The following is a 13,053-nucleotide window of genomic DNA, read 5'->3' on the forward strand; positions in this document are numbered from 1 at the left end:
AATTACTCTATAACCTTAGTGACTTTGTGTCTTAGTGGCTAATAGTTACGTTCAAAACAAATAGACATCGACTATGGAACCCTTATCCAGTCCTTCTGTATTCATATCGACCCTGATTAATCCGTGGGCCCTGGTCATGGTGGAAATAAGCCCTGATTTGCCGAAGATGGGTTCGGCTATATGACCCGTTGCACCTGAAAATCCCCCTGCGTCCCCCTTTCCCAAAGGGGGATGGGGGGATTTGAACAGCGCGTGTTTTTCATCCGGGAGGATGCGTACCCGGACATAGTCCTCCCGGCCCTGCGCAGACGGCACATTACGAGACAGCCGGGCCTTTATGAGTTGTGGGTGAGTTATTATTTGTGGCTCGAGACCTCCGATTCGTTGGAGCAAGGGACGGACGAAGAGCCAGAAAATGATCATGGAAGATGCCGGATGGCCGGGCAATCCCCAGAGGGCCTTCTTCCCGGCCCTGGCTATGATAGTGGGTTTTCCCGGACTTACAGATATGCCGTGCACCAGTATCCGGCTTTCAGGAAAGGACTCGAACACCGCGGCCGTAAAATCACGACTGCCTACCGAACTCCCGCCGGATACAAGGATAACGTCTGCCTTTTCTATCCCCCCGGCACATTTGGTACGGAGATCATCAAATCTATCTGGAACAATACCCAGGTAAACAGGTATCCCGCCGTTTTCAAGTATTGCGGCCCAAAGCGTATAGGCGTTGATATCTCTGATTTTACCAGGTGGCGGCATTTCTTCGATCGGGACTATCTCGTCCCCGGTGGAGATAATAACCACCCGTGGTTTTTGATAGACGATGATCTTTTGCCGGCCAATTGCGGCCAACGCTCCAATATCCTGGGGGCGTAACCTGTGTCCCCGGGGTAGGATTTCTTCGCCTTTTTTCAAGTCTTCTCCACGCAGAATAACGTGTTCGCCGGGGGCAACCGTTTTCATGACCTCAATAGTCGTCTCGTCCGCTTGTTGTATATATTCCTGCATGACTACGGCATCAGCCTCTGGGGGAAGCATCCCGCCGGTCAGAATCCTATATGCCTGCCCGCCCGAAATCGCCTGGGAAGGAGGCGCGCCCATCTCCACGCTGCCGGCTACAGTCAGCAAGGCGGGCATACTCTCAGAGGAACCGAAGGTATCTCTGGCCCGAACCGCATATCCATCCATAGTAGAACGACTAAAAGGCGGCATATCTTCCGGTGAGATAATGGGTTCAGCCAAAATGCGCCCGGTACCTTCTGTCAGAGAGATTTCTTCTGTAGGTCCAACCGGGAACTCGTTGATAATGGCGAGTACCTCGTCAGATGTCTTGACCTTAAAGAATTCTTTCATTTTTGTCTCATAATAGAGTATCTTATAATATCTGCCTTACAAGGGAGACAGAGATAAAAATTTCGAAACACTTTAGGTGGTTAAAACCGTTCTACACTCAGAAAAGGCTATTAATCTGGAACTCAGGAAATCAGGAAAAGATAGGCCCTCTTTATTTGGGGTTACACTTCCCTGAGTTCCTGATTTCCAGATTTGATATGTTTCTTTGCAATTTTTATCATGCATTTTCAAAACGCTACATTGTTACAAAATTTCTAAGTTCGAATTTTAAGGGGATTATCCATCATGTCTTCCGGGCTCATTAAATCATTCCCGGTCATTCAAGTCAATAAAAATGGCCGCCAGATGGTCTCAGACGAGGTGGCATGTGAGGCGTCTCACCGGTTTTTTATAGACCGGAACCTGGTTGCTACGGTTAGTGTCTCACCTGCGAACCTGGAGGATTATGCCATCGGCCGTGTGGTGACGGATGGGTTTTTGGCCTTTAAGGAGATTGCTGGGGTCAATATCGACGAAGCTGGAATCTATGTACGCAGCAAACCCGGTGTAGCCGTTGGCGACAGACCGTCAAGGGATATTCCACCCATAGATTCGGCGCTACAGATTTCGGAAAGACAAGCCCTGTCCTGCGCCGGTTCTTTATCTTCCTTCGCAAGCCATTGGCAGAGGACGGGGGGATTGCACATTGCGGTCTTGTTTAACCGCCATAGCGAGCTAATCCGGGCAGCGGAAGATGTCGGGCGCCATAACGCGGTGGACAAGGTGGTGGGCTATGCCTTTAACAACGGCCATAACCCTTCGGAATGTTTTCTGGTGTGCAGCGGCCGGCAACCGGAGGATATGGTGGCCAAGGTCGCCAGGGCAGGCATCCCCATTGTTATTTCACGCGCGGCAACTACCGATCGGGGCATCGCCCTGGCCGATAAAGTCGGCCTGACGTTGATTGGTTTTGCCCGGGAGGATCATTTTACCATTTACACTCATCCCGATAGACTTATCAAGTTTTCCTTATAATTAGGACTTTCCCTACATTCTTATGGAAGCCGTTGTTTCTGAGCGAAACTTGCTGGAGCAGTGGGGCACCCTTCGAGGGCAAGCAGGAAGGGGCAAGCATTTCCCACCTGCGAGTCCCAAAAGGGTCACTGCGCAAGCCGTGAAGCGAAGGGATGATGGCTTCCATTTCTAGAATGCAAAAATCGGATAAAATTAACACGTTGACATAATATAGGCCATTGATAATAATCGATGGCCACGCTCTATACTGTGGGCAAGTGTGTATAGGCACAACATATAGTGTGTCAATCTCATCCGGCAACAATATGATATTATTAATATTTGCTCATGTGTATATTTTAACAAAAAGTGAGTGTTCATTCATTTAGTCCTTGACAGGGGCGGGATCTTACAGTATATAAAAATCTAGGTCTAAAAATAGATTTTTTGTGTTCTAAGCCTTTGGCTTGCAGATAGTATTTAATGGAGGGAGGTGTTTTGGGGGATCGAGGTAACAATATCATTTCATGTCTATTAAAATGGTGAGGCGTAACGACGCATTGCCACATTATTATTGATGAATCATAAGGAGGAAATAGAATGGCTTTAATTGAACCACATGGCGGAAGAGGTTTGGTATGTAGTTTACTGGAGGGGAAAGAGCGTGAAGCGGAGTTGACCAAGGCGAAAACCCTGAAGCAGGTCCGGATCCATTCGCGGGCTACTTCTGACCTGATAATGATGGGTATCGGGGCCTTCAGTCCGTTGCACGGATTCATGACCAAGAAAGATTGGAAGGGTGTGTGCGAGAACTTCACTATGGCCGACGGCACCTTCTGGCCGATTCCCATTACGGTTGATTGTAGCAAGGCAGACGCCGACGCGATCAAGCCGGACTCAGAGATCGCCTTGGTGGATGATGCTACCGGCACGATTATGGCGACGATGAAGGTAGTAGAGAAGTATGAAATGACCGAGGCCGACAAGAGCTGGGAATGTATGCAGGTCTTCACGACGGATGACATCGCGGGCCACCCCGGTGTCGAGAAGGTCCACAAGCAAAAAGAAGTCAACCTGGCTGGTCCGGTGAAGGTGTTGAGCGAGATGGACTTCCCCACGAAGTTTGCCGGCATCTACAAGACACCGGCCGAAGTGAGAAAGATATTCCAGGATAAGGGATGGAACCGTATCGCCGCGTTACAGCTTCGTAACCCGATGCACCGCTCACACGAGTACCTGGCCAAGATCGCTATAGAGGTCTGTGACGGCGTCATCATCCATTCGCTGATCGGCGCTTTGAAATCCGGTGACATACCTGCTGACGTTCGTGTTAAGTGTATAGATGTCCTGGTTGAGAACTACTTCAACAAGGACATGGTGGTGCAGGCCGGCTATCCCATGGAAATGCGTTATGGCGGGCCGAGAGAGGCCTTGCTCCACGCCACGTTCCGTCAGAACTACGGTGTCACCCACATGCTTATTGGCCGCGACCACGCGGGTGTGGGCGATTACTACGGTATTTTTGATGCGCAGACGATCTTCGACAAGATCCCCAAGGGCGAAGGCGGAAAGTATCTCAAATGCAAACCGCTGAAGATTGACTGGACATTCTATTGCCATAAGTGCGACGGCATGGCCTCAATGCGCACCTGCCCGCACACCAAGGCGGACCGCGTCATCCTGAGCGGCACCAAGCTGCGCAAGATGCTGTCCGAGGGCGAGGAGGTTCCGGATCACTTTGGCCGTACTGAAGTCCTCGATATCCTGAGGAAGTACTACTCAGGTCTGACCGAGAAGGTAGAGATCAAGCTGCAGAAGTTTGCCACGGGTGAGGAGATGAAGTAAGTATCCGGCCTGAAAGTAATAGTCTTCTTAATTACAGTTGCGTTGATCATGCCGGTATGGTGGCCGTTTAGAATGGGTGTCGCCATACCGGCATTTTTTTGGCTTTGATGCCCAGGGGACAGGTTTTAATTTGCCCCGGAGTCTTGTTCGAAAATCCTGGAATAACCGGCTATGGAGATTAATGACAAAGAGGCTGTAGAGGCGCTGGCCAGGCAATATCTTGGTGAGGATTCTTCGCCAAAGGCATTTCGCTTCGTTAGCGCTGACATGGATTTTTTTGCCGTGGACTATAATGATATTCTGGCGCTGGGTGACAGGTATTACTTGATTCGCGGGGTAGAGACGGAGAAGCGTTTTGGGATCGAGGATGAACCCAAATACTGGGTGAAGAGGGTAGTGGATCTGCGGGACAATTATGTCAAAAAAATTATCAAATTCTGTTTTTTTGAAGAGTTTGCCAGCCATATTGGGGGGATAAAGTTTAAACTTGCGCGAAGCCCTGCCAAGGAAGCCCGCATTCTGAAAAAGGTGGAAGGACACCCGAACTTCATGCAGGGGCGTACGGTGGAACAGATACGCGGCAACCCTATCAGAGTCCTGGATTTCATCAATGGGCCTTCCCTTTACGAACACCTCATGAGCCTGCGTATGGGATATGATGAATACTTCCATCAAACTCTGCCCTCTCTGTTGGACAGGCTCGTCGTTTGCTTCCGCGCTATGGGTTGGCTGCATGATCAGGATGAAGTACACGGAGACATCAGGCAGGATCATATCCTCATCGACAAGGCGGACGGCTTGTTCAGGTGGATTGATTTTGACTACAACTACTCTACCAAAGGGTCGCGTTTCGGTTACGACATGTTCGGTCTGGGAAACATCCTGGCGGCTGTTGTGGGAGGCGGGAGTTGTACCTTGCAGCAGATGAAGGCTGAGCAACCTGAAGTCCTGAACAGACTCTACTATGAAGACACAAATATTGTATGGTCAAACAGGGTAGTGAATCTTAAGAAAGTATATCCGCAGATACCGGAGGGCTTGAATCGGGTTTTGATGCATTTTTCGGCGGGCGCCACGGTCTTCTACGAAACGGTCTGGGAACTGCTTGAAGACTTGGAGGAGGCGCGGGTGGACCTGTAGTTTGGTAGTTCTCTATCTGTGGATCGTTGGCGATCTGACAGAGGAACTCAGATAAAAGAAAAAAGGGGGAGATACAATGGGAGAAGTGGACCCGGGAAAGAATATTCTCCTTAGTATAGATAATTCCGAGAATTCAAGGCGTGCCATCCGCTATGTGGCTAACATTGTGGGCTCATCAGGGGATTACCGCATAACTATACTGAATATTATTGAAGACATGGGCGAGGATTTCTTCCCTTCTGCCGCGGAAAGACAGACCCACATTGAGAAGCAAAAACAAACCTCCGCTGCCTTGTTGGCAGAGGCACGAAATATCATGAGAGAACATGCCGTGCCGGAAGAATGCATAAGGACAGAACAAGTAACTGCGTCTAGCGGATATATAGCCGAGTCCATAATCAGACACGCGCAACACGAAAACAAGGGTACGGTGGTTGTCGGCAGGCGGGGCATCTCAAAGAAAGAGGAGTTCCTGTTCGGCAGCGTCAGCAGCAAGATTGTTAGCTACGCCAAGGACTGTACCGTGTGGGTTGTGGAGTAACGCATAGTCTTGCCATTATGACATTGTCTGTAAATACAGCCAGCTTCCCCGAGCTCCGCTACCGGGACAGATACAGGTCTTTTCCGAAGCTGGCAGGCACCCCATGCGGTATCGGTTGTGCATACAACTGCTGCGATCCCATTATTACTTCAATGGTTATCCCGAGAACCGTGGCCGAGAAAGACCTGCCCAATACCGTAGTAGCGGCCGGCGAGAACCTCCGGAAAGACATAGAAGGCAATCTTAACGTACTGACGTTTTACGGCTTTTTTGTAACTCCATTTTTCTTTCCGGACTGTCTGGTCAAGGGTCCTGATTTTGGGATAAATAAAGATTTCAACAGGTACATCCAGGTTTACGTCCTGTTCAACTGCCCAAGGCTTACTCCGGAAGGACTTTGCTCAATATACAATCAGGAGAGGTTTAAGCTCTGCGAGGGATTTAAGGGGTGTCCTGAATATTGCATTAAGGACAGTACCCCGGAGAGTTCTTTTTTGGTGCTTTCTTTCAACTACTGGCTGATGCGGAAGCTGATTGTCGTTTCCGTTGCCAGGGACGCTGAAGAGGCCATTGACGAATGGAAACGCAATGAAGCCAAGGGGATCAGGGCCTTCCTGCGCTCCAGAGGTGTATGCACCGATGCTTTCCTCTCGGAGAGGTCAGACGAGGGATGAGTCCATATGTTGTGCCTTATGTGTTTCCAGATACAAGATATAGACAATGGATACATCATGTTACCCTTTGATATTCCAACACTTTTCGTTTGGAAGACCACTCCTTAAAAATGAGCAATTATTCATTTTTTCTCTTGACATATGGGCGGATGCCATATATAAAATGAGATACCATTCACTAGGTCTTATTTGGGAAGAATCAGGAGAAAGTGCTCGGCTGTGAGCTTTCTTGGGTACCCGTCTGGCGCTGTAGGTAAAGATTATGTCCGCGGACGGGCCGAGTTTTTAGAGCGATAATCTATATCGAGAGGGGGGATGATCAGAGAAAAGTAAGAATGTATAAGAAGTGAGGTTTGTAGGCGAAAACAAGCCTGCCAGTAGTACAACATAAATAGGAGGGAAAATTATGCCAAGCTTTGTAAATCCAGAAAAATGCGACGGTTGCAAAGGCGGTGAGAAGACCGCATGTATGTATATATGCCCGAATGACCTGATGGTGTTAAACACTGCGGAGATGAAGGCATACAATCAAGAGCCGGATGCGTGCTGGGAATGTTTTTCTTGCGTAAAGATATGCCCGCAGGGCGCCATTGAGGTTAGGTCATATTCAGACATCGTCCCCCTCGGCGGTCTGGTTGCCCCGATGCGAGCTTCCGATTCCATTATGTGGACGATTAAATTCAGAAACGGGAATCTAAAACGGTTCAAATTCCCCATTCGGACGACACCTGAAGGTTCCATTAAACCCTTTGAGGGCAAGCCCGAGCCAGCGGCAGCCGACCTTGACAGTGAACTGCTCTTTACTGAACTCGGAAAGACGCTGCCTACCCCGTAATTAGGCGTACCATTCAGAACTTTATACTTTTTTAAGGAGGATATTAGCTATGGCATTACCAAATAAACCTTTAGGTGAACTCCCCGCAGTAGATAATCCGGAAATTGCGGAACATGAGTGTGATATTCTTATCGTGGGCGGCGGGATGGCTGCATGCGGTACTGCGTTTGAAATTAAAAAGTGGGCCCCGAATGCCAAGACCATTCTTGTGGACAAGGCTGCTCTTGAAAGAAGTGGCGCGGTAGCCCAGGGTCTTTCGGCCATCAACACCTACCTGGGTGAAAACAAGCCGGATGACTACGTAAGGATGGTTAGAAACGACTTGATGGGTATCGTCCGTGAGGACCTTATCTATGACCTGGGTCGTCACGTGGATGACTCCGTGGAGCTTTTTGAGGAATGGGGCCTTCCGGTCTGGAAGCAGAAAGGCGACGAGGGCAAGACCCTGAAAGAGGGCGGCAAGCCGGTCCGCTCCGGTAGATGGCAGATCATGATCAACGGCGAGTCCTATAAGTGCATCGTGGCTGAGGCCGCCAAGATGGCCTTAGGTGAACAGAACATCATGGAGAGGATCTTCATTGTAAAGCTGCTTCTGGATGCCAATAAGCCCAACACCATCGCCGGCGCAGTAGGCTTTAGCACCAGGGAAAACAAGGTTCACGTCTTTAAGTGCAAGGCCATGATGGTCGCTTGTGGCGGTGCAGTCAACGTCTTCAGGCCGCGCGCTACCGGTGAAGGTATGGGCCGGGCCTGGTACCCGGTATGGAATGCCGGTTCCACCTACACTATGTGTGCCGAGGTTGGCGCTGAGATGACCATGATGGAAAACCGTTTCGTGCCAGCCCGCTTCAAAGACGGCTATGGCCCGGTGGGCGCCTGGTTCCTTCTCTTCAAGGCCAAGGCTATGAACGCCCTGGGTGAAAACTACATGGCCAAGAATAAGCACATGCTGGAAGAATATCCACCCTACGGGCTGGCCAAGGTTCCGGCCACCTGTTTGAGAAACCATCTCATGCTGAAGGAAATGTTAGACGGTCACGGCCCGATTATTATCGATACGGCTACAGCCCTGGCGGAGCTGGGTAAAAACATGACTCCCAAAGAGATGAAGCATCTCGAGGCCGAGGCCTGGGAAGACTTCCTGGATATGAGCGTGGGACAGGCTGGAATCTGGGCCGGTATGAATATCGAGCCGGAAAAGATTCCGTCCGAGATTATGCCCACCGAGCCCTACCTCCTTGGTTCGCACTCCGGCTGTTGCGGCATCTGGGTAAGCGGCCCGAATGAGGCCTGGGTCCCGGCGGATTACAAATGGGGTTATAACCGGATGACTACAGTTAATGGCCTCTTTACGGCCGGTGACGGCGTCGGTGCCTCCGGGCATAAATTCTCCTCCGGTTCCCATGCTGAAGGCCGGATGGCAGCCAAAAACATGGCGAAGTATATCCGGGATAATGCCGGCTTTGCTCCGGCCCTGAAAAAGAGCGCAAAGGAACTGGCCGATGAGATCTATAAGCCGGTAAAGACCTACAATCAGTTCAAGGGCGCTAGCACCTCTGCGGACGTCAACCCGAACTATATTAAACCGAAGGGTTTTATGCTCCGTCTGATCAAGGCTTCGGACGAATATGGCGCGGGCGCCAATGCCAACTACATGACCAGCGGGCCCATGCTGAAGAGATGTATGCAGCTTCTGGAGTGGCTGCGTGAGGACTCTGAGAAAATGGCGGCGGGCGATCTCCATGAACTCATGAGGGCCTGGGAACAATATCACCGCTTGGGGACAGTAGAGTCCCATCTCCGCCACATACTCTTCAGGGAAGAGACCAGATATCCGGGCTTCTTTTACCGGTCAGACTTCCCGAAGGTTGACGAAGTGAACTGGAAGTGCTTTGTCAACTCCAAGTACGACCCTGATAAGAAGGAATGGTCGGTATTTAAGAAGGAGTGGAAGCAGATCATCCCGGAATAATCGAGGTCAGAGGGAAGTGTTGAGTGCGTAACAAATGACAGACCACTGCCTCCAGGCGTCGTAAAAGACGCCTGGAGGTTTTTTGGTGTCCTTAGAGCGAGAAAAATCGACCATGGAGGAATAGCATGACATCTGGAACAGGTCCTGTAAGCGGAACCATACTAGTCGTGGGTGGGGGGATTAGCGGATTGACGGCTGCCCTGGAGGCGGCAGAGGTAGGATATGATGTTATATTGGTTGAGAAGAATCCATACCTTGGCGGCCGGGTAGCTCAGTTAAATAAGTATTTTCCAAAGCTATGTCCTCCAACATGTGGCTTGGAGATTAACTTCAAAAGAATCAAAACCAACCCCCATATCAAGTTTTATACCCTGGCCGAAGTGGATAAGGTTTCAGGGAGTCCCGGCAACTATGATGTGTCTGTGAAAATAACCCCTCGATACGTAAATGAGAACTGTGTGGCCTGTAATGCCTGCGCTGAGGTGTGCCCGGTTACACGCGAAAATGACTTTAACTTCGGTATGGATACGAATAAGGCGGCATATAAGCCGCATGACATGGCTTTCCCGATGCAATATGTTATCGATGGTAACGTATGCCAGAAGGCAAGTTGTGCCAGGTGCGTTGAGGTTTGTAAATACGATGCTATCGATCTGAAGATGGAACCGAAGACCCTGGAACTGAAGGTTGGCAGCATAGTCTGGGCTACAGGTTGGAAGCCTTATGATGCTGCTAAGATGGATAACCTCGGATTCGGAAAATATAAAAATGTCATTACCAATATGATGATGGAGAGATTAGCCGCGCCTAATGGACCGACTGCGGGCAAGATTTTACGGCCTTCTGATGGGAAGGAGATAAAAAAGATCGCTTTTGTCCAGTGCGCCGGCTCCAGAGATGAAAACCATCTGCCATATTGTTCATATATTTGCTGTTTGGCCTCATTGAAACAGGCAACTTATGTGGCTGAACAGTATCCGGAAGCGAAAATCTCTATATACTACATCGATATTCGAACCCCCGGCCGATATGAAAATTTCTACCGTAAGGTCGCTGCCAATCCCAATATCACATTAATTAAAGGTAAGGTGGCGCAAATCGAGGAAGATCCCGCTACAAAGGATGTGACGGTGGTTGCTGAGAATACGGCAACCGGGGCAAAAGTCCATGAAAAGGTGGATATGGCTGTCCTGGCCACGGGGATGCAGCCCGCCATGGCCGGGACAAATATTTCTCTTAATGTTCCATTGAACGAGAGCAGCTTTGTTCTGGCCGATCCACAGAGGGGAATTTCTGCCTGTGGCTGTGCCAAAGAACCCCTGGATGTTGTTTCCTGCGCTGAGACTGCTACCGGAGCAGCGATGAAGGCTATTCAAACTTTGGTGAGGAGGTAGGTAGATGGAAAAGAAATACGGAGTATACATCTGTACCGGCTGTGATATCGGTAAATCACTTGATATAGAAAAGCTGTCTGCGGTAGCTGCCAGTTCCAAGGTTCCACTTTGTAAAACCCACCCTTTCCTGTGCAGTCCGGCCGGTGTTGACTTGATAAAACAAGATATCGCAGGGGAGGGGGTCAATACCGTGATCATCGCTGCCTGTTCACCAAGGGTCATGTATGATGTTTTTGAATTCGGCCCTGTACTGGTGGAGAGGGTAAATCTGCGGGAAGGCGTGGTCTGGAGCCATGAGGCAAAAAAAGCAGGAGGCGAAGGAGAAGAGGCGGCCATTGATCCGGAGTTTCAGATGCTGGCCGAGGATTACCTGCGTATGGGGATTGTAAAGACCCAAAAAGGTGAGCTACCTGAGCCCTATAAACCGGAAGAGGAGATTAATAAGAAGATCCTGGTTATTGGCGGGGGTGTGACGGGTATGAGCGCAGCCCTTGATGCGGCCAGTGTCGGCTATGAGGTCACTCTCGTGGAAAAAGAGAAGGAACTGGGCGGGTTTGCGGCCAAGCTCTATAAACAGGCGGCCAGGACCTACCCATATACCGATATAGAGACACCGGACATCCAGTCCAAGATCAGCGCGGTTAATAGCCATGCGAAGATCAATGTACGCACAGAGACGGAGGTGTCCCGTATAGCCGGTGCGCCGGGGCTATATCATGTCTCGTTTAAACCGGCGGGGACTGAAGGTGAGTGGGATGTGCCTCCTAAGGCAGCCGCTCCAGCAACAGAGGAGGCCAAACCGGCCGAGGGCGGAGAAGCCGCTGAGGCGAGTGGCCGGGCATACAAGGATATCTTGCTCCAGGACGAGAGTGCAGAACGCTACGGCGCGGTAATATTGGCTACCGGGTGGAGGCCTTACGATGCCAAAAAACTGGATGCCTTGGGCTTTGGCAAGTATCCAAATGTGATTACCAACGTGATGATGGAGGAGATGGCGGCGAAAGGTTCTTTGGTGCGGCCTTCGGATGGAAAGCCGCTAAAGAGTGTGGCCTTTATTCAGTGCGCCGGCCAGCGGGATGAAAAACATCTTCCGTACTGTTCCGCGACGTGCTGTATCACCTCCCTCAAGCAGGCTAAATATGTGCGGGAACAGGGTGAAGACGCCAAGGCGTTTATTTTCTACAAGGATATGCGCACCCCGGGCCAGTATGAGAATTTCTATAAGAGCATGCAGCAGGATCCGGGGGTTTTTCTGACCAAGGGGGATGTGGTATCCATTACCGAGGATACCAGGAAAGGTTTGACCGTAGAGGTTGATAATACCCTTATCGGAGAAAAAATTGAGGTGAACGTGGACATGGTGGTCTTGGCCACCGGCATGGTTCCCACGACCCAGGATGAGGCCATTATTAATCTGGCCTACCGCCAGGGGCCTAGCCTTATAGACCTGGAGTTATTTAATGGTTTTGCGGATTCCAACTTTATCTGTTTTCCTTACGAGACCAGGCGAACCGGCGTCTATGCGGCGGGCACGGTCCGGCAGCCGATGACCATACCTATGTGTGAAGACGATGCGGCCGGCGCGGCCCTCAAGGCCATTCAGTGCATAGAGTCGGCCTATAGGGGCGTATCGGTTCATCCGCGTTCCGGGGATATGAGTTATCCGGAGTTCTTCTTCGCCAGATGCACACAGTGTAAGAGGTGCACCGAAGAATGTCCGTTTGGGGCATTGGATGACGATGAGAGAGGAACGCCCAAGCCCAATCCCACCCGGTGCCGGCGCTGCGGCACCTGTATGGGGGCCTGCCCGGAGAGGATCATCGGGTTCAAAAATTATAACATTGACATGATCGGCTCCATGGTGAAGTCCTTTGAAGTGCCGGAAGACGAAGGTATATACAGGGTTGTCGCCTTTGTCTGCGAGAATGATGCCTATCCGGCTATGGACATGGCCGCCATGAAGGGGCTTAAGTTCCCGGCGGGCATAAGGGTTATCCCGGTGCGTTGCCTGGGTTCTATGAATATGGTCTGGATTAAAGATGCCATGTCCAGAGGCATCGATGGCGTTATCCTTCTGGGTTGCAAGTATGGCGATGATTATCAATGCCACTTTGCCAAGGGCAGTGAGCTGGCCAACAGACGTATGGATAACGTGGGCGAGACATTAAAATCTCTGGCCCTTGAATCAGAACGTGTTAAACTGGTACAGGTGGCCATCGACGAATATGATAAGATACCACAGATTTTCAATGAATTTATGGAGCAGATGGAGGCCATGGGCCCCAGCCCCATGAAAGGCTTTTAGG

10 protein-coding genes are annotated in these 13,053 nt (G+C 50.5%); 9 read left to right on the forward strand and 1 reads right to left on the reverse strand.

The genetic code is table 11. From position 1 onward, the window contains the following. Positions 1-51: 51 nt before the first annotated feature. Positions 52-1,353 (reverse strand): molybdopterin molybdotransferase MoeA, encoded by a 1,302-nt coding sequence (locus tag PHT49_06275; GenBank protein ID MDD5451486.1) that lies wholly within the window; start codon positions 1,351-1,353, stop codon positions 52-54. 285 nt (positions 1,354-1,638) lie between these two features. Here PHT49_06275 and fdhD point away from each other — a divergent pair, with 285 nt between their 5' ends. From fdhD to PHT49_06320, 9 genes are all read left to right on the forward strand, one after another. Next, positions 1,639-2,367 carry a formate dehydrogenase accessory sulfurtransferase FdhD gene (gene fdhD, locus PHT49_06280; GenBank protein MDD5451487.1) on the forward strand — a complete coding sequence of 243 codons (729 nt, stop codon included), beginning with the start codon at positions 1,639-1,641 and terminating at the stop codon, positions 2,365-2,367. A 579-nt stretch (positions 2,368-2,946) separates the two neighbouring features. Then, a complete protein-coding gene (gene sat / locus PHT49_06285) occupies positions 2,947-4,191 on the forward strand; it encodes a sulfate adenylyltransferase (protein MDD5451488.1) in 1,245 nt (414 codons plus the stop codon). A 171-nt stretch (positions 4,192-4,362) separates the two neighbouring features. Next, positions 4,363-5,331: a hypothetical protein gene (locus tag PHT49_06290; protein ID MDD5451489.1), complete on the forward strand. Its 969-nt coding sequence runs from the start codon at positions 4,363-4,365 to the stop codon at positions 5,329-5,331. Between the two features lie 76 nt (positions 5,332-5,407). Continuing rightward, positions 5,408-5,872 carry a universal stress protein gene (locus tag PHT49_06295; GenBank protein MDD5451490.1) on the forward strand — a complete coding sequence of 155 codons (465 nt, stop codon included), beginning with the start codon at positions 5,408-5,410 and terminating at the stop codon, positions 5,870-5,872. Positions 5,873-6,024: 152 nt separating this feature from the next. Then, positions 6,025-6,546, forward strand: a complete 522-nt coding sequence (locus PHT49_06300) for a hypothetical protein (GenBank protein MDD5451491.1) — start codon at positions 6,025-6,027, stop codon at positions 6,544-6,546. A 406-nt stretch (positions 6,547-6,952) separates the two neighbouring features. Beyond that, positions 6,953-7,381, forward strand: a complete 429-nt coding sequence (gene aprB, locus PHT49_06305; protein MDD5451492.1) for an adenylyl-sulfate reductase subunit beta — start codon at positions 6,953-6,955, stop codon at positions 7,379-7,381. A 49-nt stretch (positions 7,382-7,430) separates the two neighbouring features. Further along, positions 7,431-9,353 carry an adenylyl-sulfate reductase subunit alpha gene (gene aprA, locus PHT49_06310; protein MDD5451493.1) on the forward strand — a complete coding sequence of 641 codons (1,923 nt, stop codon included), beginning with the start codon at positions 7,431-7,433 and terminating at the stop codon, positions 9,351-9,353. A gap of 125 nt (positions 9,354-9,478) precedes the next feature. Continuing rightward, on the forward strand, positions 9,479-10,747 hold the full coding sequence (locus PHT49_06315; GenBank protein ID MDD5451494.1) for a CoB--CoM heterodisulfide reductase iron-sulfur subunit A family protein: 1,269 nt from the start codon (positions 9,479-9,481) through the stop codon (positions 10,745-10,747). Between the two features lie 4 nt (positions 10,748-10,751). Next, positions 10,752-13,052, forward strand: a complete 2,301-nt coding sequence (locus tag PHT49_06320) for an FAD-dependent oxidoreductase (GenBank protein MDD5451495.1) — start codon at positions 10,752-10,754, stop codon at positions 13,050-13,052. The last annotated feature ends 1 nt before the right edge of the window (position 13,053 follow it).

It is taken from the genome of Desulfovibrionales bacterium (assembly GCA_028715605.1).
In the GTDB taxonomy this organism is placed as follows: Bacteria; Desulfobacterota; QYQD01; order QYQD01; family QYQD01; genus QYQD01.